The organism is Bradyrhizobium sp. 141, from assembly GCF_023074055.1.
Classification (GTDB): domain Bacteria; phylum Pseudomonadota; class Alphaproteobacteria; order Rhizobiales; family Xanthobacteraceae; genus Bradyrhizobium.
Genome location: NZ_JADPKR010000002.1, coordinates 40,561 through 62,057 on the forward strand (window position 1 = coordinate 40,561; position 21,497 = coordinate 62,057).

Below are 21,497 nucleotides of genomic sequence, written 5' to 3' on the forward strand. Positions count from 1 at the left end.
CATGCCTATCGCCCCATCGCCCAGACCGCGAGCATCGCGAGGACGATCGCCACGAACTGAAGCAGCACGCGCCAGCGCATCAGCTTCTGCGAGGTGTTGGGCGAGCCGCCGCGCATCATGTTGATAAGACCGAGCAGCAGCACCAACGCCACGGCGCCGGCGGCCGCCGGCAGGATGAAAGTAGTGAGAAGAGATGCCATTAGGGGGTGATAACACCGCGCGCGCCGGTCCGCCATGGTGCTCCGGCAACCGCCGCCGTCATTCCGGGGCGATGCGCAGCATCGAGCGCGGAATCTATCGGGCCACGTCGCAAGCGGCGAGATGGATTCCGGGCTCGCGCGACGCGCGCCCCGGAATGACGGCGGGGCGCTTCGCGATCTGGCTTTTGGGGCAATAATGTCAGAAGGTAGCGGGATGACCTCCGATTTGCGCCGCTTGCCTCCCCTCACCTCTCCCCGCGCACGGGGCGAGCGAGCGGCACCTGTCTTGTAGGTCGCGCATGAAAGCGATCCGCTACATCTACGTCGTGGTGGAGGACGCGTTCTACACCTTCCTCGCCGATGACGGCTGGGCGATCGCTAGCCATATCGCGCTGTCGACGCTGATGGCGCTGTTCCCGTTCCTGATCGTGCTGACCTCGCTCGCCGGCTTCTTCGGCTCCAAGGAACTCGCCGACCAGGCCGCCAGCCTGATGTTGCAGATCTGGCCCAAGCAGGTCGCCGATTCGATCTCGGGCGAGGTTCACGACGTGCTGACCACGACCCGCACCGGCATTCTGACCATCGGCGCGGCGCTGTCGGTCTATTTCGCCTCCAACGGCGTCGAGGCGCTCCGGGTCGCGCTCAACCGCGCCTATGCGGTGGTGGAGATGCGGCGCTGGTACTGGCTGCGACTGGAGTCGATTGCCTACACGCTGATTGCAGCTTTCACCGCCCTTGCCATGGCGTTCCTGATCGTGCTCGGTCCGCTCCTGATCGAAGCGGCGCGACGCCATATCCCGCTGTTCGTCGAGTCGAACGAGAGCATCCTCACCTGGCTGCGCTACGGCATCACCATCAGTGCGCTGGTGGTGGCGCTGATCATCCTGCATGCCTGGCTACCGGCAGGACGGCGCGGCTTTCTCCAGATCCTGCCCGGCATCGTCTTCACCATCGTGGCCTCGCTGATCTCCAGCGTCGTGTTCGGACAATATCTGGCCCGCTTCGCCAACAACTACGTGACGATGTATGCGGGGCTCGCCTCGGTGATCATCGCGCTGGTGTTTCTGTACTTCATCGCCGCGATCTTCGTTTACGGCGGCGAGCTCAACGCCGCGATCATCAAGTCGCGGCTTCCTCACGGCGTGTCGCTACAAGCAGCGCAGTCGCTAGCGCCCGCGGAGACACAGGCTTGACCAGGAAGGCGTCGGCGCCGGCCTCGCGCGAAGCCGCCTCGTCCTCGCCGCGACCGGAAACTCCGATGATCGGGATCTGAGCCAGCGGTGCCGGCATCGTGCGGATCCGCCGGATGGCTTCGACGCCGTCGATGCCCGGCAGCACCATGTCCATCAGCACCGCATCGAACGCGCCCTGCTCCAGCCGGTTCACGGCGTCCTCGCCGCGCCCGATGAACTCGGCATGATGGCCAAGCTCGGTCAGAATGGTGTTGAGCACGACGCGACCGAACGGATTGTCCTCGACGCTGAGGACGCGCAGCGCCGCGACCGCATCTGCGTCCGCTTCGCCCTTCGTCTTGCGTGATTTGCGAGGTCCTGCCGCATCGAGCGATACCGTCAGTGTAAAGGTTGCGCCGCTGCCGCGCCGCGGCGCAACGGTAATGTCGCCGCCCATAGCACGCGCCAATTGCTTCACCGAGGAAAGGCCGAGGCCAGCGCCGCCGAAGCGCGAGGCGATCGTGACATTGGCCTGGGTAAACGGGCGGAACAGCCGCTTGATCTCGGCCATGGTCAGGCCAATGCCGCTGTCGGACACCGCGAAAGCGACGCCGACCCTGCCTTTGGCTTTGGCTTTGCCCTTGGCGGGATGCCACGGCTCCACAGCTAGCGCCACACCGCCCTGATCGGTGAATTTCACGGCATTGTCGATCAGGTTCTCGAGCGCGGCGCGCAGGCGGACGGGGTCGCCGACCACCAGCCCCGGCAGTTTTCCAGAGATTTCGACCTCGGCCTTTAGACCCTTGGCCGCGGCCCGGCCGGCCAGCGAATCGCCGGCATTGCGGGCAAGCGTTCGCAGGTCGAACAGATCCTGCCGCAGCGCGCTTCCCCCCTTCCCGGCCCCCTTGCCGGTTCTGGCGGCATCCACGAACAGGGTGGCAAGGCTCGCCAGGTGCTCGGCACCGGCCTTGATGGTGTCGGCCCAGCGCCGTTCCCGTTCGCCGAGATCGGAGGTCGCGAGCAGGTCGCTGATCGCCAGAATGCCGGTTAGGGGGGTGCGGACCTCGTGGGCAAAGGCGGCGAGCGCCGCCTGGACCACATCAGGCGCGACCCCCTTGGTGCTGCGCTTGCGCAACGGGGCGATCGGCCCGGACCGCTTCCGAGGCGGTCGCTTGGACGTCCGCGTGGTGCGCGCTGCGCGCTTTTTCGCCGCCATGAATCCCCTTCGAAGTGTCCCCTTCGAACCCCGGGCTGTCGGCCAAGCATGGCACGGCGGAACCCCCGGAGTCACGGCGACGTTTCGCTAACCCCCAGAGAAACTTAACCTAATCCCACCAGCTGACGGATGCCGGCAGGCGTGACGCCGGCCGCGCGCAATTCGCGCAGCCCCGTCGAGCGGCCCGATTTCGACAGCTTCCGCCCCTCGCCGTCGCAAACCAGCCGGTGATGGCGGTAGGCGGGTTCGGGCAGGCCGAGCAGGACCTGGAGCAGGCGGTGCACTGAGGTGGCGTGAAACAGGTCCTGGCCCCGCACGATTTCACTGACACCCTGGAGCGCGTCATCGACGACAACGGACAGATGGTAGCTGGTCGGTGTCTCCTTGCGGGCCAGGATCACGTCGCCCCACGCCTCGGGGCGCGCCGGGACGATGCCGCGCTCGCCGTCGTAGCCCTCGCCGAGTTCGCTCCAATTCAGACCGGCGGCACGCTGACAGGCGGCCGCCATGTCGAGCCGCAGCGCGTAGCGCACGCCTGACGTGATCAGGCGCGACCGCTCGTCGGCGGGCAGCGATTTGGAATCGCCGGGATAGAGCGGCGCGCCGTCGGGATCACGCGGCCACGGGCCATCCGCTTCACGCGCGGAAACGAGCCTTGCGATCTCGGCGCGGCTTTCGAAGGCGGGATAGACGAGGCCAAGCGCGGACAGCTCTTCCAGCGCGGCGCGATAATCGGCGAGATGCTCCGACTGCCGCCGCACCGGCGTCTCCCAGTCGATCCCGAGCCAGGCGAGATCCTCGTAGATCGCCACCTCGAATTCCGGCCGGCAGCGCGTCGCGTCGATATCCTCGATCCGCAGCAACAGCCGCCCGCCGGTCTCGCGCGCCCGGTCGGCATTCAACAGCGCGGAGCAGGCGTGGCCGAGATGCAGGTGGCCGTTCGGGCTCGGGGCGAATCGGAAAACGGGTGGTGCCATTACCTGAATCTCGTCATGGCCGGGCTTGTCCCGGCCATCCACGTTCTTCGGTATCACACCGCGAGCGTGTCAAGGTCAGGACAGATCAGATACGAGCACGGTGTCCCATGCTAAACATGCGCGGTCGCTGGAGAGACGTGGATGCCCGGGTCAAGCCCGGCCATGACGCCGGAGAGGCTTTTCCAATTGCAATGACCATCCACCTCGAAACCCAGTCCGATCTCGAAGAGGCCGTCCACGCGCTGATCAAGCGCGACCCGCGCCTGAAACCCGTGCTTGCGACGGCGGGCATGCCGGCGTTGCGGCGGCGCGAGCCGGGTTTTGCGGGTCTTGCCCACATCGTCTGCGGGCAGCAACTCTCGACCGCCAGCGCCGCCGCGATCTGGGGGCGGCTGTCGGCGGCGTTCGATCCGTTCGACCATGAGGTGGTGCGCCGCGCCCGCGCTGACCGGCTGGGGCGGCTCGGCCTCTCTGCCGCCAAGATCAAGACGCTGAAGCATCTCGCGCGCGAGATCGGCGCGCAGCGGCTGAACCTCGACGTGCTCGCCGAGGAAGATGCCGACGCCGCGCATCACACGCTGATCGCGCTGCCCGGCATCGGCCCCTGGACCGCGGACGTCTATCTGTTGTTTTGCCTCGGCCATGGCGATGCCTGGCCGGCGGGCGACCTCGCCGTGCAGGAGGCCATCAAGATCGGCCTTGGCCTTCAGGCGCGGCCGACGGAAAAGCAGATGGCGCCGCTCGCCGAACCCTGGCGTCCCCTGCGCGGCGCGGCGGCGCATCTGTGGTGGAGCTATTATCGCGCGGTGAAGAAGCGCGAGGGCGTGCTGGCAGGGTCAAACTAGCCGCGCAGCCGCTCGCGATCGGCGCGGGCGCATTCGGCCACGAAGTCGATCACGGCCCGCACCGCAGGGAGTTCGACGAGGTCGGGATGAGCCAGCAGCCACAGGTCCGCCACGCTGGCGAGCTTCTGCGGAGCGACGCGCACGAGGTCGGAATAGCTTTCCGCAACGAAGCACGACAGCGCGGAAATTCCGATCCCGGCGCGGACAGCCGCCAGCATGTCGCCCTGCGACGAGCAGCGCATCACGATCTTGCCATGGCGCGTGATCGCATCGCTCCAGCGCGCCAGCTGTGCGTTGGAATCCTGGTCGGCAAAGCCGATCACGCTGTGCCCCTTCCACTCGCCGCTGCGCTCCGGCAGGGACCGGCCGGCGGCATAGTCGCGCGAGGCATAGAAGCCGGTGCCGAGACGGCCGATCTTGCGGCCGACCAGATTTTCCTCGCCGCTGTCGAGCGGCCGCAGCACGACGTCGGCTTCCCGGCGCCGCACACTGGCCGGAAACGGATGGGTGATGATCTCGAGGCGGATGTGATCGTGCGCGCTCAGAAAGGCGTGCAGCCGGGGCATCAGCCAGTGTGAGGCCAGCGTCGCCCCGATCGACAGCTTGACCGTGCCGCGGGCCTTGCGCCCGCCGGCGCCGACGGCGGCCTCGGCGCGGAGCGCGGCGGCCGCCATCGCCTCGACATGCTCACGCAAAGTACGGCCATCGGCAGTGAGCACGAACCCCTCGGCAGCGCGGGCCAGCAGCTTGGTGCCGAGCTGCGCCTCCAGCGCCGCGATCTTGCGGCTGACGGTCGGATGGCTGGCGTGCAGCCGCCGCGCCGCGGCGGTGAAGCTGCCGGTATCCGCCACCGCGACGAAGGTCTTGCAGAGGTCCCAATCCACCGGCAGCTCCGTTCAAAGCTGAATACACGCATGTTCAATCTTGAACGATCCTGCGCGCGCCGTCCAACCCTATAGTGGGGTCAAACCGCGAGGCGGGAGCACCCCGCCAGCGCGACAATCGACATGGAAGCGCTCACCGTCGGCCGGAAGTACCGGCGATGCGCGTCGTCAGGAGGATCGGATGGCACTGCCTGCCCTGCTCAAGAACAGTCTGGAGCTGCCGGTCGTCGGCTCGCCGCTCTTCATCGTCTCCGGACCGGAGCTGGTGATCGCCCAGTGCAAGGCGGGCGTCGTCGGCTCCTTTCCCGCGCTCAACGCCCGTCCGGTCGAGAAGCTCGACGAATGGCTGAGCCGCATTGAAGACGAGCTCGGCGAATACAAATCGCGCAATCCCGGCAAAAAGATCGCACCCTACGCCGTCAACCAGATCTGCCATGCCTCGAACGACCGGCTGATGAAGGACATGGAGACGTGCGTAAAGCACAAGGCGCCCATCATCATCACCTCGCTGCGGCCGCCATCGGAGATCGTCGAGGCCGCGCATTCCTATGGCGGGCTGGTGTTCCACGACGTCATCAACGTCAAGCATGCACGCAAGGCCGCCGAGCAGGGCGTCGACGGCCTGATCCTGGTCTGCGCCGGTGCGGGCGGACATGCCGGCACGCTGTCGCCCTTCGCGCTGGTGCGCGAGGTCAAGCAATGGTTTGGCGGCGCGATCCTGCTGTCGGGTGCGATCAGCGACGGTTTTGGCATCGCCTCGGCGCTGACGCTGGGCGCCGACCTCGCCTATATGGGCACGCGCTTCATCGCGACACAGGAAGCCAATGCCGACGATGTCTACAAGTCCGCGCTGACGCAGCACGCCGCGCACGACATCGTCTACACGAACCTGTTCACCGGCGTGCACGGCAATTATCTCGGCCCTTCGATCGCCGCAGCCGGGTTAGACCCGGACAATCTCCCGGCCGCCGACAAGTCGAAGATGAATTTCGGCTCCGGCGGCAACACGAAATCGAAAGCGTGGCGCGACATCTGGGGATCGGGCCAGGGCATCGGCCAGATCACCGATGTCCCTCCCGTCGCGGAGCTCGTCGACCGGATGAAGGGTGAATTCGATCAGGCCCGGCAGGATTTCCTGATGCGCGCAAGCGCCTGACGTTTCGCACCACAAGAAGAAAACGGGAGGACACCATGAAGCTGGCAGCCGCACTGATCGGTATGTCGTTGCTGACGCTCGCCGGCGGCAGCGTCCATGCTGAAGGCACGGGCGAGATCCGCATCGGACAGACCCTGCCCTATAGCGGTCCGGCCTCCGGTTTCGGCGCGATCGGGCGGACGCAGGAAGCCTTCTTCGAGAAGGTCAATGCCGAAGGCGGCATCAACGGCCGCAAGGTCAAGTTCATCACGCTGGATGATGCCTACTCGCCGCCGAAGACGGTCGAGCAGACCCGCAAGCTGGTGGAGCAGGACGAGGTGCTGATGATGTTCGGCTCGCTCGGCACCGCCACCAACAGCGCGGTGCAGCGATATCTGAACAGCAAGAAGGTGCCGCAGCTGTTCGTGCTCTCCGGCGCGACGAAATGGGCCGATCCGCAGAAATATCCGTGGACCATGCCCGGCATGGCCGCCTACGAGTCCGAGGGTGTGGTCTATGCCAAGCACGTGCTGCGGGCCAAACCGGACGCCAAGATCGCCATCCTCTCCCAGAACGACGATTTCGGCCGCGACTATGTCGCCGGCTTCAAGCGCGCACTCGGGGAGAAGGCCGCGGGCATGATCGTCGCGGAGCAGACCTACGAGACCAGCGCACCGACGATCAGCTCGCAACTCTCGACCCTGAAGGCCTCAGGCGCCGATGTGCTGTTCGGCGTCGTGCTCGGCAAGTTTACCTCGCAGATGATCAAAGGCGCGGCCGAGATCGGCTGGAAGCCCGAGCTGTTCTTCGTGCCGACCTCGGCCTCGTCGATCTCGTTCCTGGAGCCTGCAGGCCTCGACAACGCGGTCGGCCTGATCTCGTCGAGCAACCAGAAGGACACGATGGACCCGCAATGGGCCGACGATGCCGGCGTGAAGGAGTACTTCGCCTTCATGAAGCAGTACATGCCGAATGCGGACCTCTCCAATTCCAACTACGGGGCCGGCTATCACTATGCGACGCTGCTGATGACCGTGCTGAAGGCCTGCAAGGACGATGTCAGCCGCGACAACATCATGCGCCAGGCCGCGTCTCTGAAAGAGGTGAAGTTGCCGCTGCTGCTGCCGGGCATGAGTGTGAGCACCGGCCCCGACGACTATCTGCCGTTCCAGCAGCTTCAGCTCCGGCGCTTCAACGGTAAGAGCTGGGTGGGATTCGGCGACGTGCTGGATGATCGCTGACGCGAGCGGAGCAAGGACAGACCATGATCATCAGTGGCGAACGCCTGATCGGCTATGACGCGATCCAGGCGCGGATCAAACGCGCGGCCAGCGGGCTTCGCGCCCTCGGCCTTGCCGAAGGCGCGCCGGTTGCCATGATGCTGCGCAACGATTTCGCCCTGTTCGAGGTGGTCGCGGCCGCGGCCGCGCTGGGCAGCCCGGTGGTACCAATCAACTGGCATCTCAAGGCCGAGGAGGTCCGTTACATCCTGACCGACAGCGGCGCGAACATCCTGGTCTGCCATGCCGATCTGCTGCCGCAGATCCGCGACGGTGTGCCGGCGGATGTCCGCCTCCTCGTCGTCGCGACACCGCCCGAGCTCGCGGCAACCTTCGCCATTCCGCCGGAGCTGACCGTGGTCCCGGCTGGACTGACCGATTGGGACCGCTGGCGCGACGGGCATCCGGAAACCCAGGAGCCGCCGCGCCGAGCGGCGGCGATGATCTACACCTCGGGGACCACGGGCATGCCGAAGGGCGTGCGGCGCATGCCGATGCAGCCCGAGCAGGCGGCCGCTTCCGAACGCGTCGGCGCGATCGCCTATGGCATCAAGCCGCGCGAGGACCAGGTCGTGCTGATCAACGGACCGATGTATCATTCGGCGCCGCATTCCTACGGCATGATGGCATTCCGCAATGGCTGCACGATCGTCCTCCAGGCGCGATTCGACGCGGAGGAGCTGCTTGCGCTGATCGAGCGTCACGGCGTGACGCACATCCACATGGTGCCGACCATGTTCGTTCGTCTGCTCCGACTGCCCGAGGCGGTCAGGCAGCGCTACGATCTCTCGTCGCTGCGTTTCGTCGTGCACGGCGCCGCGCCCTGTCCGCCCGACGTGAAGAGGGCGATGATCGACTGGTGGGGACCGGTCATCAATGAATATTTCGGCTCGACCGAGACCGGCATCCCGGTCTGGCACTCCGCGGAGGAGGCCCTGAAAAAGCCCGGCACGGTCGGCCGTGCCATCGACGGCGGCATCGTCAGGATTTTTCGCGAGGACGGCAGCCTCTGTGGTGCCAACGAGGTCGGCGAAATCTACATGCGCCAGACGGCGGTGCCCGATTTCGACTATCACGGCAAGGCGCAGGCCAGGGCCGAGGCGGGACGCGACGGTCTCGTCAGCGTGGGCGACGTCGGCTATCTCGACGAGGACGGTTACCTGTTCCTGTGCGACCGCAAGCGCGACATGGTGATATCAGGCGGCGTCAACATCTACCCCGCCGAGATCGAGAACGTGCTGATCGCGATGCCCGGCGTGCGCGATTGCGCAGTGTTCGGCATTCCCGACGCCGAATATGGCGAGCGGCTGTGCGCCTGCATCGAGCCGGAGACGGGCGTCCTTCTGTCCGCGGCGTCCGTGCAGGGCTGGCTGCGCGAGCGGCTGGCCAACTTCAAGGTGCCGAAAGAGGTCCGGTTCATGGACGCCCTGCCGCGCGAGGCGACCGGAAAGATCTTCAAGCGCAAGCTGCGCGATCCCTACTGGGCGGACAGGAAACCGGGCTGAACCTGGGAGCTAGCCCACAAACGGTGTTTAAAACTATGTTGCTGTTGCAAAGCATCCGCGGCTGAAAGACAAGATCCCGGCAGGGAAAAGCCGGGACCTCGACCATGACATCGACCGACTTCGTCGTTGCGCGCAACGATCTCGAGCAATTCAAGCTGATCGACACCGTCATTCCGGATGCAGCCGCATTGCCGCAGGACGCACTGCTGGTGAAAGTCGAGCGCTTCGCGCTGACCGCCAACAACATCACCTATGCCGTGATGGGCGACGAGCTGAAATACTGGCAGATCTTTCCGGCACCGGAGGGCTTTGGCAACATCCCGGCGTGGGGATTTGGCGAGGTCATCGCCTCGAAACATCCCGGCGTCGCTGTGGGCGAGCGGTTGTTCGGCTATTTCCCGATGGCGACGCATCTCGTCATCGAGGCTGCGGACGTCAGCAAGCGCGCGCTTCGCGACGGTGCCGAGCATCGCAAGCAGGTCTCGCCGGTCTACAATCTCTATTCCCGCGTCACCGGCGATCCGGCCTTTGCCGGACACCAGGGCGACCTTCAGGCGCTGCTGCGGCCATTGTTCATGCTGTCGTTCCTGGTCGACGACTTCCTTGCCGAGAACGCGGATTTTGGCGCGCGTGCTGTGCTGCTCTCCAGCGCCTCCAGCAAGACCGCGTTCGGGCTCGCCCATCTGCTGCATACGCGCGGCCGCAAGGTGATTGGACTCACGTCCGCGGGCAATGCCGGCTTCGTCGGCTCGCTGCCCTGCTACGACGAGGTCGTCACCTATGATCGCGTCCGCGCGCTGCCGACGGATGCGCCGGTCGCTTTCGTCGACATGGCCGGCAGCAGCGCGTTGCGGGCCGAACTGCATCAGCATTTCCGCGACCAGATGAAGTGCTCCGTGCGCGTCGGTTTGACGCATCGGGCGACCGATGCCGACGAAGGCACCCTGCCCGGGGCAAAGCCGCGCTGGTTCTTCGCACCGGACCAGATCCGCAAGCGCGCCAAGGATTGGGGGCCCGGCGGCGTCGAGCAGCGTTTTGGCGCGGCTTGGTCGGGCTTCGCACCTCTTTTGGAGAGCTGCCTCACCGTGGTCGAGAGCCGCGGGCCGGAGGCAGTGCAGCGGATTTATCTCGAGACGCTAAAGGGGCGCATTCCGCCTGAGCAGGGGCACATGCTCTCGCTGCTGGGGTAATCGGCTTTTGGGAGCCAAGGAAACCAGATAGCCTCGACCTCCATGATTGGAGCGTGATCTCTTCGGAAAGCCGCCGTACAGTTTCCGGATCATGCTCGCGAGGAAACGCCGCGAAGACGGCCACGAGGTCGCGCATGCTGGACAGGACGAAGGATATTTCCGTCGCCGCGCAAGGCTGGCTCGACGCGTTCGAGCGCATATTGGGCAGGCCCGATCCCGCCACGCTGGACCGCCTGTTCCTCGCCGACAGCTTCTGGCGCGACGTGCTGGCGCTGAGCTGGAACCTGCAGACGATCGCCGGCCGCCAGACGATTGCGCAAGCGCTGGCCACGCTCGCGCCCAAGGCGGCGCCCGCCGATTTCAAGATCGCGCCCAACCGCGCGCCGCCGCGCTGGGTGAGCCGCGCCGGCACCAACACCATCGAAGCGATCTTCAATTTCGAAACCGCAATCGGGCGCGGCAGCGGCATCGTCAGGCTCATTCCGGATAGCGCTGATGGCGATCGTCTGAAGGCGTGGACGCTGCTGACCGCTCTCGACGAGCTCAAGGGTTTCGAAGAGCAGCTCGGCATGTCGCGCCCGCGCGGGCAGGCCTATTCGCGCGATTTCCGCGGGCCGAACTGGCTCGATTTGCGCAACGCCTCGCGCGACTATGCGAAACGCGATCCGGCCGTGCTGGTGGTCGGCGGCGGCCAGGCCGGGCTCGCGATCGCAGCGCGGCTGAAGCAGTTGCAGGTCGACGCGCTGATCGTCGATCGCGAGATGCGGATCGGCGACAATTGGCGCAAGCGCTATCATGCGCTGACGCTGCACAACCAGGTGCAGGTCAATCACCTCCCCTACATGCCGTTTCCGCCGAACTGGCCGACCTATATTCCCAAGGACAAGCTCGCCAACTGGTTCGAGTCTTACGTCGAGACAATGGAGCTGAACTTCTGGACCGGCACCGAGCTCGAGGGCGGCGCCTATGACGAGGCCAAGGGACGCTGGACGGTCACCCTGCGCCGCGCCGACGGCAGCAGGCGGACCATGCATCCCCGCCACGTCATCATGGCGACCGGCGTCAGCGGCATCGCCAACATGCCTGACATTCCGACGCTCGCCAATTTCGGGGGTACGCTGATGCATTCCAGCCGCTACGAGGACGGCGAGAGCTGGACAGGCAAGCGCGCGATCGTCATCGGCACCGGCAACAGCGGTCACGACATAGCGCAGGATCTCTATTCCAGCGGCGCCGAGGTGACGCTGGTGCAGCGCGCAGCCACGCTGGTCACCAATATCGAGCCATCGGCGCAACTCGCTTATGCGATCTACAATGACGGCACGCTCGAGGACAATGATCTGATCGCGGCCTCGATGCCGACGCCGCTCGCGAAGAAAACCCACGTGATGCTGACCGAGCAGTCCAAGGAGCTCGACAAGGAGCTGCTCGAGGGCCTCTCTCGCGTCGGCTTCAAGCTAGACTTCGGCGAGGCCGGGACGGGGTGGCAATTCAAATACCTCACGCGCGGCGGCGGCTATTATTTTAACGTCGGCTGCTCCAACCTGATCGTCGAGGGCAAGATCGGGCTCAGGCAGTTTTCCGACATCGAGGGCTTTGTCACCGACGGCGCGCGGATGAAGGACGGCTCGACCATCGCCGCCGATCTCATCGTGCTCTCGACCGGCTACAAGCCGCAGGACTATCTGGTGCGAAGACTGTTCGGTGATGGCATCGCCGACCGCGTCGGCCCGATCTGGGGTTTTGGCGACGGCCTCGAGCTGCGCAACATGTATGCGCGTACCGGGCAGCCCGGGCTCTGGTTCATCGCCGGCAGCCTCGCGCAGTGCCGCATCAACTCGAAATATCTCGCGCTCCAGATCAAGGCGATCGAGGAAGGGATTTTGGAGCAGACGTAAATACAGCCGTCGCACCCCGGAATGACGGAAGGAGATTCCAACCAATGCCAGCCATTCTCGGCACCGGCGAGCACCGCTACCGCGTCGTCGACAATTTCGCCAAGCTGCCGGACGGCTGGCAGCTCACCGACGTCGCCTCGGTCGCGGTCGACAGCCGCGACCAGATCTACGTCTTCAACCGCGGCGCCCATCCGATGGTGGTGTTAGACCGCCAGGGCAATTTCCTGCGCAGCTTCGGCGAAGGGCTGTTCTCGCGCGCGCACGGCCTGCATATCGATGCCGACGACAATCTCTATTGCACCGATGACGGCGACCATACCGTGCGCAAATGCACCACCGACGGCAAGGTGCTGCTGACGATCGGCATCCCCGAGAAGCCGGCGCCGTTCATGAGCGGCGATCCGTTCCATCGCTGCACCCATACCGCGCTGTCGCCGAAGGGCGAGATCTACGTCTCCGACGGCTACGGCAATGCGCGCGTGCACAAGTTCACCCCCGACGGCAAGCTGATGATGAGCTGGGGCGAACCGGGCACCGACCCCGGCCAGTTCAACATCGTGCACAACATCGCCACCGATGCCGACGGCTGGGTCTACGTCGCCGACCGCGAGAACCATCGCGTCCAGGTGTTCAATGGCGAGGGCAAATACGAGACGCAGTGGAACAATTTGCACCGGCCCTGTGCGCTGTGCTGCTGCGGCGGGGCTAACAGCCCGACCTTCGTGATCGGCGAGCTCGGCCCGGGCATGGCCGTCAACCGCAAGGTGCCCAATCTCGGCCCGCGGCTGTCGATCGTTGACGCCAGCGGCAAGCGCATCGCGCGGCTCGGCGGCGAGGAGGGCCCGGGCATTGCCAGCGGAAAATTCCTGGCACCCCACGGCATCGCGCTGGATTCGAAAGGCGACATCTATGTCGGCGAGGTCGGCGTCACCGACTGGAAGACGAGCTTTTCCGACGAGGAGATACCGGCCGCGGTGCGCGCCACGCGCTGCTTGCAGAAGCTGGAGCGGGTACGGGAGTAGCTGCCACGGCAAATCACGACGCACAGGGGCAGGCGGTTCCGGACCAGCCAGGTTGGCCCTTGGGATCGCGGCTTTTTGAGCGCTTTGCCACCCCGCCGCCGCATTGCTTGCGCCTGAATAAGTCGCTCAACGGGCTTCACAATCCCGTCACGCTGCATGTAGTATGTCAGTACATGCTGCTTCGCAGCGTATATTGGAGGCCGGGAGCGTTACTTGAACGCACATGTCTCGCAAGGCAGTTGGCCGGTGTTGGTGCTGAATGCGGACTTCCGGCCGCTGAGTTACTACCCGCTGTCTCTTTGGTCGTGGCAGGACGCGATCAAGGCGGTGTTCCTCGACCGCGTCAACATCGTCGCTCACTACGATCAGGCGGTTCACAGCCCCACGCTGCAAATGCAGCTGCCGAGCGTCGTCTCGCTCAAATCCTTCGTCAAGCCGACCACCCATCCCGCCTTCACCCGTTTCAACGTCTTCCTCCGCGACCGCTTCAATTGCCAATATTGCGGCTCGCCCGAAGACCTGACCTTCGATCACATCATCCCGCGCAGCAAAGGCGGCCAGACCACTTGGGAGAACGTGGTCGCGGCGTGCTCGCCGTGTAATCTTCGCAAGGGCAATCTGACGCCGGCACAAGCCAGGATGTTTCCGCGCCAGAGCGCGTTCGCGCCGACCGTGCATCAGCTCCACCGCAACGGCCGCCTGTTCCCGCCGAACTATCTGCACGATAGCTGGCTCGACTATCTGTACTGGGATACGGAGCTGGATCCGTAAGGTTGTGCCTGCTCCAGATCGATCTGATAGGCGGAGATCCGATCGATCTCGAATGCGACGCTCGGCGGCGATTCCGCGTCGACGGCACCGACGCCGAGAAAGAATTTCGACCCGATCGCGAGATTGACGATCATGTACATGGGATCGTCGAAGCCGATCGGCACCTTGATGTCGGAGACCGGCCTGCGATCGATGAAATAGACCAGGCGATCCTCCTGCCAGAGCACACCGTAATTGTGGAATACGTTCGAGGCGTCGCCGACCGCGAAATCGAAGCCGCAGGACTGGATCTTCTGGGTCGACGGGATCCGCCAATGCGTCGTCATCACGAGATCGCCCGGCCGCCCGCCGCGGCCTTCCAGCACGTCGACCTCCGGCGGCCAGCCGCCATCGTCCGCCAGCATCCAGAACGCCGGCCAGACCGCATGGCCGACCGGCACCTTGGCGCGGATTTCGAAATAGCCGTGCTTCTGGGCGAACGTGCCCTGGGTCGTCAGGATGCCCGAGATGTACTCGTTGTCGAACAGCACCGGTTTCAATTCCGGCGGCGTGCGGCTGGCGATGATCGACAGCACGCCGTCCTTTACCCTGAACGGATCGAGCCCGAGCGGCGCCGCCGCACGACCCGCATAACGCGGATCGACATAGATCTGCTGCTCGCCATTGGCGCTGGTCTTGCGTTTGAAGTCGGAGCCGTCGCCGCCCCAATAGCGCGCCTCCGGCCAGGCCGCTCCGCCCGCATAATGCGGGACCCAGCGTCCGTTCGACAGCGGATGCTCGTCAAAATCCTCGCTGAAAGTCCGGCGCAGCGGCAGGAACACGAGCGAGGTCGGATTGACCGTCTCCAGCCGGCGGCACGCGATGGTGGAAGGATCGGCCGTGACCTGCAGCGCCATGCTGGCCGGCGCGCCATCGAGCTCATCCTGCGCCATACAAGGCGCCGGCAGCACGCCGAGGCCGATCGCAACCAGAGTGCCGCTCATCCAACGGTCGATCATCACCGCACTCGAAGATGCCATGACATGCGCAGAGGTTAGCTCAGCCGTCGTCGCGCCGGCAACCGCCGGCATCCAGCGCCAGCGGGCGATCTGAAAACCATTTCTCTCGCCTCCCCTCTGCCTCGGGACGGCACGCTCGACCTCCCCCGATGCATGCGGGCCATCATGGGAGGGAACCCGGAGGACTGGCGCTCGTTCAGATCAGAGCGCACGCGGCAAGGCGTGCCACGGTGCAACCGAGGGAGGGCCATCATGCCCACAGCCGAACATGATCACGTCTACAAGATCCTGGAACTGGTCGGGTCGTCCGAGGCCTCGATCGAGGACGCGATCAAGAACGCGGTCAGCCGCGCCGCCAAGACCGTTCGCGAGATGAAATGGTTCGAGGTGGTGCAGACGCGCGGCCACATCGAGAACGGCACCGTCCGCCACTATCAAGTGACGCTGCGCGTCGGCTTCACGCTGGAGGGATGACGCGGCGGACGCCGGGCGGAACCGCCGCGCGCGGCGCGGGGTGAACATCCGCCCGATGAGCGGATTGTAATACCCACAATCGTCTCCGGTCGAGTACGGACCCCGCGCAATCATCGCAAATATTGCAACAGGCCGTTAAGGTGAAAGTGAGAGGTTTGCACCGATTTGGAGCAAGCCTGATGGTCACGAGCCGCGAACTCGGCAAGACGCGTCTTCCGCTCTGGGCGGCAGGGTTTGTCGTGCTGATCTGCGTGGCGATCCTGGGCCTGAGTGCCTGGCGCGAATGGGTAGCGCGCGAGGCCGACCTCAGGAACGCCGAAGTCGACGTCGCCAATGTGGCGCATTCCCTGGTCCAGCATGCGGACGACACGTTCGAGCTCGTCGACACGCTCCTGGTCGGGCTGGTCCATCGGCTCGAAATCGACGGAACGGGACCGGACACGATCGCAAAGCTCCAGGCCTATCTCCCCACGCGCAAATCATCGGACCGCATCCGCGGCATCTTCGTCTATGACGCGAGCGGCCGGTGGCTTGCCACGACCGAGCGCCTCGACTTCTCCAAGCTCAACAACAGCGACCGCGAATATTTCCGGCGCCATCGCGACTCGCCGGACCCGGGCACGCTGATCGGACCTCCGATCAAAAGCCGCGCCGGAGGCCAATGGATCATCACCGCGTCTCGCCGGATCAACGATTCCGACGGCGGCTTCGCCGGCGTTGTGCTGCTCACGATCGACGTCAGCTATTTTGTCAAGTTCTACGAGCGGTTCGACATCGGCCCGAACGGCTCGGCATCGCTGCTCAACAACAGCGGCATCATGCTGGCGCGCAGCCGTGACGAGAGCGGCGCCTTCGTCGGGCGCGACCTGTCCAATGCGCCCTTGTTCAAGGGGTGGCAAAGCCGCCCCGCCGCGGCGGTCTACTATTTCAAGTCGCCGCTCGATGGCGTGCAGCGGCTGAGCTATTACCAGCGCAGCAGCCGCTATCCCCTGATGGTGCTGGCGAGCAAGTCGCAGGACGACGTGCTGGCCTCCTGGCGGCGCGCGGCAACCGCGCGCATGACCTTCGTCCTTGGTCTCGTCCTGCTGATCGCGGTGATCGGCTACTATCTCGTCCGTCAGTTGCTGCAGCGGCAACGCACGGCACAGGCCCTCGTCGCCAAGGAAGCCAATTTCCGCCTGCTGGCCGAGCAATCCAGCGACATGGTGACCCGCATCGGGCTGGATAACCGGCTGCTCTACGTCTCTCCCTCCTGCGCACGCATCACCGGCTGGTCGGCCGAAGAACTGCTTGGCACCTCGGCTCTGGCCGGCATTCACGCGGACGACATGGAGCGGGTCGAGCAAGCCATCGCCGCGCTGAAGAATGGCGAAGCCGAGGAGGCGCGGTTCGTCTATCGCCAGCGTCATCGCGACAAGGGCGAGATCTGGGCCGAGGCGGCGCTGCACGTGACCCTGGCGTCGGACAGCGGCGCGATCGACGGCGTCGTTGCGGTCGTGCGCGACATAACCGAGCAGAAGGACCTTCAGGACAAGCTTGCCTCACTGGCAACGACCGACGGCCTCACGGGCCTTGCCAACCGGCGCGCATTCGACGAGCGGCTGGCCGACGAATGGGCGCGGGCCCGGCGCGACGGCACGCAGCTCTCGCTGCTGCTGATCGATGTCGATCATTTCAAGAAGTTCAACGACCATTACGGACATCTGGCGGGTGACGCCTGCCTGCGCGCGCTCGGCCGGATTCTATCGGCTCAGGCCAGGCGCCCGGCCGACCTCGCCGCGCGCTATGGCGGCGAGGAATTCGCCGTCTTGTTGCCGAACACCGGTCCTGACGGCTGCGCCGAGGTCGGCGAGGGAATTCGCCAGGCACTGCAGGAGCTCGCCATGCTGCATGGACAAAATCCGCCGTCCCGGCTGGTGACTGCGAGCCTCGGCGGCGCATCGGCTGTTCCGACCGAGACCACGATGGACTGCAGCACGCTGGTCGCCGCCGCCGATCGCGCCCTCTACGCCGCCAAGGATGGTGGCCGTGATCGGCTGGTGATGTCGGGACAGGTCATACCTTGGCCCGCGAAGAGTGCGTGAGGAGATCGGTGACGGCCCTCACGCCAGATGGCACGAGACGAAGTGTCCGCCCGCTCCTTCCCTCAGCTCCGGCGCACTTTCCGCGCAGCGCGGCTGGGCGATGGGACAGCGGGTGTGGAAGTGGCAGCCCGATGGCGGCTTCATCGGGCTCGGCACGTCGCCCTTGAGGCGGATGCGCTCGCGCTTGAGTTTTGGATCGGGCACCGGCACCGCCGACAGCAACGCCCTGGTATAGGGATGCTGCGGGTTGCGGTAGAGATCGCTGGCCTTGGCGAGCTCGACGATGCGGCCGAGATACATCACCGCGACGCGGTCGGAGATGTGCTCGACCACGGAGAGGTCGTGCGCGACGAACAGATAAGTGAGGTTCAGCTCGGCCTGGAGGTCTTCCAGCAGGTTGATCACCTGGGCCTGGATCGACACGTCGAGCGCCGAGACCGGCTCGTCGCAGACGATCAGCTTCGGCTCGACCGCGAGCGCGCGCGCGATCACGATGCGCTGGCGCTGGCCGCCGGAGAATTCATGCGGATAGCGCCGCATGTGCTCGGCCTTGAGCCCAACCTTGACCAGCAGGCTCGCGACGCGCTCTTCGCGCTCTTTCGCGGAGGAGGCGAGATTGTGGATGGTGAAGGCCTCGCCGAGGATGGCACCGACCGTCATGCGCGGATTGAGCGAGGCGAACGGGTCCTGGAACACCAGCTGCATGTTCCGCCGCATCGCGCGCAGATCATTGCCGCCGAGCTGGCGTACGTCCTGGCCGTCGAAGGTGACCTCGCCGTCGGTCGGCTCGATCAGGCGCAGCACGCAACGTCCCGTGGTCGACTTGCCGCAACCGGATTCGCCGACGAGACCGAGCGTCTCGCCGCGGTTGACCGAGAACGACACGCCGTCGACCGCATAGACTGTGCCGACCTGGCGCGACAGCAGGCCGCCGAGCACGGGGAAATGTTTTTTCAGGCCGCTCACGCGGAGCAAGGGTTCGCTCATGACGCGGCTCCCAGGTTTGGATCGCCGAGATGACAGGCCATGCGATGGCCAGGCGAAACCTCGCGCAGCAGCGGCTCCTTCTCGGTGCAGACGTTCATGGCGAATTTGCAGCGCGGCGCAAAGCGGCAGCCGACCGGCGGATTGATCAGGATCGGCACTGAGCCGCCGATCGCCTCCAGCCGCGTCTTGTGCTCGCTGTCGAGGTCGATGCGCGGGATCGAGCGGATCAACCCTTGCGTATAGGGATGGCGGGGATTGCCGAACAGCTCGTCGACCGGCGCCTCCTCCACCACCTTGCCGGCATACATCACGACGACGCGCTGCGCGGTCTCGGCGACCACGCCCATGGCATGGGTGATCAGCATCACCGCCATGCCGAAGCGCTCCTTCATGTCCTGGAGCAGGTCGAGGATCTGCGCCTGGATGGTGACATCGAGCGCGGTGGTGGGCTCGTCGGCGATGATCAGCTTCGGCTTGCAGGCCAGCGCCATCGCGATCATCACGCGCTGGCGCATGCCGCCGGAGAACTGGTGCGGATAATTGTGCACGCGGCCTTCGGCGTTGGGGATCTGCACCAGCTTCAGCATCTCGATGGTGCGATCGAGCGCCTGCTTCTTCGTCACCGCCTCGTGGCGGCGCAGGCTCTCGGCAATCTGCTCGCCGATGGTGAGCACCGGGTTGAGCGAGGTCATCGGCTCCTGGAAGATGAAGCCGATCTCCTTGGCCCTGATCTCGTCGAGCTGATTGCTGGTCAGCGGCACGAGATCGCGGCCCTCGAAGAGGATCTGCCCCGCCGCGATCCGACCCGGCGGCATCGCGATCAGCTTCAGGATCGACATCGCGGTCACGGTCTTGCCGCAGCCGGATTCGCCGACGACGCAGAGCGTCTCGCCCCGGTTGATGGAGATGTCGACGCCGTCGACGGCCTGGAGGATGCCGTCGTCGGTGGAGAAGTGGGTTTTCAGTCCCTTGATCTCGAGCAGCGGCGCCATCAGATCACCCGTCGCGCATCGAGCGCGTCACGCAGGCCGTCGCCGATGAAGTTGATGGCGACCACCGCGATGAAGATCGCGCCGCCCGGAAACAGCGCCCAATGCGGGCCGATGTCGAGAAAGTCCTTGGCGTCATACAGCAGGCGCCCCCAGGTCGGCGTATCCGGCGGGAAACCGAGGCCGAGGAACGACAGCGTCGATTCCGCGATGATCGCGGCGGCAACGTCGATGGTGCCGGCGATGATGACCGGGCCGAGCGCATTGGGCAGGATATGCCGCACCACCTGCCGCACCGGGCTGGCGCCGAGCGCCCGCGCGGCCTCGACGAACTCCTTCTCGCGGATCGACAGGAACTGCGCGCGCACGAGCCGCGCCACCGGCATCCAGCGCAGACCCCCGATCACCAGCACGATCAGGATGAAGATGCCGCCTTCGGGACCAAATACCTGCTTCAGCCCGTCGCGGAACAGATAGATCAGCAGCAGCAGCAGCGGCAGTTGCGGCAGCGACAGGAACAGGTCGGTGAGCCACATCAGGCCGTGCCCGAGCGCACCGCGCGACATGCCGGCGAGCGCGCCGATCAGCGTGCCGATGAAGACGGAGACCAGCATCGCGGCGAGGCCGACCGCAAGCGAGATGCGGCCGCCATAGATCATGCGCGCCAGAATGTCCTGGCCGAGATCATCGGTGCCGAAGGGATGGGCGAGTGAGGGTCCTTGCAGGCCCGCGACGATGTCGATCTCGTTGATCTTGATGCGCCACACGAAGGGCCCGAGAACGACGGCGAGCACCAGAATGAGGAGCAGGAAGGCGCTGACGACGGCGAGCTTGTGGCGGCTATAGCGCCGCCACGTCTCGCGCCAGGGCGAGTAGACGCGCCGCTCAGCGGAGGGAGATGCGAGGGTCAAGCCAGCCATAGAGAACGTCCGCGATGAGATTGAACAGCACGACCAGGCACGCGAAGACGAAGGTCACGGCCATCACCACCGGCGTGTCGTTGGACAGGATCGAAGAGATCAGCAGCGAGCCGATACCGGGGATGCGGAAGATCTGCTCGGTGACGATGGCGCCGCCGAACACGGCGGGCATTTGCAACGCGATCAGCGTCACGACCGGGATCATGGCGTTGCGCATCACGTGCTTGACGATGACCCTCGCCTGGCCGAGGCCCTTGGCGCGCGCCGTGGTGACGTAATCGAGCCGGATCACATCCAGCATCGCCGAGCGCACGAAACGCGTCATCGACGCCGCCTGGAACAGGCCGAGCACCGCCACCGGCATGATCGCCTGACGGATCATCTCCAGCACCCAGCGGATGCCGGTGCCCTTGATGTCGGTGGTATAGACGAACGGCAGCCAGTCCAGCGTGACCGAGAAGATCAGGATGAACAGGATGCCGGTGAAGAAGGTCGGCAGCGAGAAGCCGACGAAGGCGAGCGTGTTGGCGATCTGGTCGAACAGCGAGTACGGCTTGGTCGCGGCATAGACGCCGACCGGGATCGCGATCAGCAGGGCCAGGATCTGCGCCGAGCCGATCACATAGAGCGTGGCCGGCAGGCGCTGGAGAATCAGCGTGTCGACGTCCATCCGGCTGACGAAGGAGAAGCCCCAGTCGCCGTGCAGCATGGCGTTGAGCCAATGCAGGTAGCGGAGGTGGATCGGATCGTCGAGGCCGAACTTGGCCCGAAGCGCGGCCTGCACTTCGGGCGGGACGTTCGGGTTGGTCGCCAGTTCGGAGAACGGATCGCCGGGCGCGAGCGCGAGCACGACGAACAGCACGACCGAGATTCCGAGCAAGCTCGGAATCGCGATCATCAGTCGACGCAGGACGTATTGGCTCATGAGGGAAGGACCCCGTCTAGAGTTG

At 65.4% G+C, this 21,497-nt stretch carries 20 protein-coding genes; 11 read left to right on the plus strand and 9 right to left on the minus strand.

Annotated elements, in window-relative coordinates:
* Positions 1-5: 5 nt before the first annotated feature.
* Positions 6-200, minus strand: a complete 195-nt coding sequence (locus IVA81_RS00200) for a twin transmembrane helix small protein (protein ID WP_247310500.1) — start codon at positions 198-200, stop codon at positions 6-8.
* Positions 201-499: 299 nt separating this feature from the next.
* On the opposite strand from IVA81_RS00200, the gene IVA81_RS00205 reads away from it, so the two are divergent.
* Positions 500-1,393 carry a YihY/virulence factor BrkB family protein gene (locus tag IVA81_RS00205; protein ID WP_247310503.1) on the plus strand — a complete coding sequence of 298 codons (894 nt, stop codon included), beginning with the start codon at positions 500-502 and terminating at the stop codon, positions 1,391-1,393.
* On the opposite strand, the gene IVA81_RS00210 is transcribed toward IVA81_RS00205, so the two are convergent.
* Together IVA81_RS00210 and gluQRS are read right to left on the minus strand one after the other, a co-directional pair.
* Positions 1,320-2,588: an ATP-binding protein gene (locus IVA81_RS00210; protein ID WP_247310506.1), complete on the minus strand. Its 1,269-nt coding sequence runs from the start codon at positions 2,586-2,588 to the stop codon at positions 1,320-1,322. The genes IVA81_RS00205 and IVA81_RS00210 overlap by 74 nt on opposite strands.
* Before the next feature lie 104 nt (positions 2,589-2,692).
* A complete protein-coding gene (gluQRS, locus tag IVA81_RS00215; RefSeq protein WP_247310508.1) occupies positions 2,693-3,565 on the minus strand; it encodes a tRNA glutamyl-Q(34) synthetase GluQRS in 873 nt (290 codons plus the stop codon).
* 191 nt (positions 3,566-3,756) lie between these two features.
* Here gluQRS and IVA81_RS00220 point away from each other — a divergent pair, with 191 nt between their 5' ends.
* A complete protein-coding gene (locus IVA81_RS00220) occupies positions 3,757-4,410 on the plus strand; it encodes a DNA-3-methyladenine glycosylase 2 family protein (protein ID WP_247310510.1) in 654 nt (217 codons plus the stop codon).
* On the opposite strand, the gene IVA81_RS00225 is transcribed toward IVA81_RS00220, so the two are convergent.
* Entirely contained in the window at positions 4,407-5,294 is an 888-nt protein-coding gene (locus tag IVA81_RS00225; protein ID WP_247310513.1) for a LysR family transcriptional regulator, read from the minus strand. The two genes, IVA81_RS00220 and IVA81_RS00225, sit on opposite strands and share 4 nt — an antisense overlap.
* A gap of 181 nt (positions 5,295-5,475) precedes the next feature.
* On the opposite strand from IVA81_RS00225, the gene IVA81_RS00230 reads away from it, so the two are divergent.
* The 7 genes from IVA81_RS00230 to IVA81_RS00260 all read left to right on the plus strand — a co-directional run bounded on the left by IVA81_RS00230 (position 5,476) and on the right by IVA81_RS00260 (position 14,095).
* Complete coding sequence (locus IVA81_RS00230) at positions 5,476-6,450, plus strand: nitronate monooxygenase family protein (protein ID WP_247310516.1); 975 nt, start codon at positions 5,476-5,478, stop codon at positions 6,448-6,450.
* A 35-nt stretch (positions 6,451-6,485) separates the two neighbouring features.
* On the plus strand, positions 6,486-7,670 hold the full coding sequence (locus IVA81_RS00235; RefSeq protein ID WP_247310519.1) for an ABC transporter substrate-binding protein: 1,185 nt from the start codon (positions 6,486-6,488) through the stop codon (positions 7,668-7,670).
* 23 nt (positions 7,671-7,693) lie between these two features.
* Positions 7,694-9,214, plus strand: coding sequence for an acyl-CoA synthetase (locus IVA81_RS00240; protein WP_247310522.1), 1,521 nt, complete (start codon positions 7,694-7,696; stop codon positions 9,212-9,214).
* Between the two features lie 104 nt (positions 9,215-9,318).
* Complete coding sequence (locus tag IVA81_RS00245; RefSeq protein ID WP_247310525.1) at positions 9,319-10,404, plus strand: DUF2855 family protein; 1,086 nt, start codon at positions 9,319-9,321, stop codon at positions 10,402-10,404.
* Positions 10,405-10,538: 134 nt separating this feature from the next.
* On the plus strand, positions 10,539-12,302 hold the full coding sequence (locus tag IVA81_RS00250) for an NAD(P)/FAD-dependent oxidoreductase (RefSeq protein ID WP_247310527.1): 1,764 nt from the start codon (positions 10,539-10,541) through the stop codon (positions 12,300-12,302).
* Between the two features lie 44 nt (positions 12,303-12,346).
* Positions 12,347-13,324: a peptidyl-alpha-hydroxyglycine alpha-amidating lyase family protein gene (locus IVA81_RS00255; protein WP_247310530.1), complete on the plus strand. Its 978-nt coding sequence runs from the start codon at positions 12,347-12,349 to the stop codon at positions 13,322-13,324.
* 213 nt (positions 13,325-13,537) lie between these two features.
* Complete coding sequence (locus IVA81_RS00260; protein ID WP_247310535.1) at positions 13,538-14,095, plus strand: HNH endonuclease; 558 nt, start codon at positions 13,538-13,540, stop codon at positions 14,093-14,095.
* Here IVA81_RS00260 and IVA81_RS00265 read toward each other — a convergent pair.
* Positions 14,062-15,093 (minus strand): glycoside hydrolase family 16 protein, encoded by a 1,032-nt coding sequence (locus IVA81_RS00265; RefSeq protein ID WP_247310538.1) that lies wholly within the window; start codon positions 15,091-15,093, stop codon positions 14,062-14,064. The genes IVA81_RS00260 and IVA81_RS00265 overlap by 34 nt on opposite strands.
* Before the next feature lie 252 nt (positions 15,094-15,345).
* On the opposite strand from IVA81_RS00265, the gene IVA81_RS00270 reads away from it, so the two are divergent.
* Positions 15,346-15,567: a dodecin gene (locus IVA81_RS00270; RefSeq protein WP_247310541.1), complete on the plus strand. Its 222-nt coding sequence runs from the start codon at positions 15,346-15,348 to the stop codon at positions 15,565-15,567.
* Positions 15,568-15,746: 179 nt separating this feature from the next.
* Positions 15,747-17,651, plus strand: coding sequence for a sensor domain-containing diguanylate cyclase (locus IVA81_RS00275; protein ID WP_247310544.1), 1,905 nt, complete (start codon positions 15,747-15,749; stop codon positions 17,649-17,651).
* 18 nt (positions 17,652-17,669) lie between these two features.
* On the opposite strand, the gene IVA81_RS00280 is transcribed toward IVA81_RS00275, so the two are convergent.
* Genes IVA81_RS00280 through IVA81_RS00295 form a run of 4 tightly spaced genes read right to left on the minus strand, consistent with a single transcriptional unit; the run spans position 17,670 to position 21,472 of the window.
* Positions 17,670-18,638, minus strand: coding sequence for a dipeptide ABC transporter ATP-binding protein (locus IVA81_RS00280; RefSeq protein WP_247310546.1), 969 nt, complete (start codon positions 18,636-18,638; stop codon positions 17,670-17,672).
* Positions 18,635-19,630 carry an ABC transporter ATP-binding protein gene (locus IVA81_RS00285; RefSeq protein ID WP_247310550.1) on the minus strand — a complete coding sequence of 332 codons (996 nt, stop codon included), beginning with the start codon at positions 19,628-19,630 and terminating at the stop codon, positions 18,635-18,637. The genes IVA81_RS00280 and IVA81_RS00285 overlap by 4 nt, the downstream gene beginning before the upstream one ends.
* Positions 19,630-20,547, minus strand: coding sequence for an ABC transporter permease (locus IVA81_RS00290; protein ID WP_247310552.1), 918 nt, complete (start codon positions 20,545-20,547; stop codon positions 19,630-19,632). The genes IVA81_RS00285 and IVA81_RS00290 overlap by 1 nt, the downstream gene beginning before the upstream one ends.
* Complete coding sequence (locus IVA81_RS00295; RefSeq protein WP_247310555.1) at positions 20,513-21,472, minus strand: ABC transporter permease; 960 nt, start codon at positions 21,470-21,472, stop codon at positions 20,513-20,515. The genes IVA81_RS00290 and IVA81_RS00295 overlap by 35 nt, the downstream gene beginning before the upstream one ends.
* Positions 21,473-21,497 lie beyond the last annotated feature (25 nt).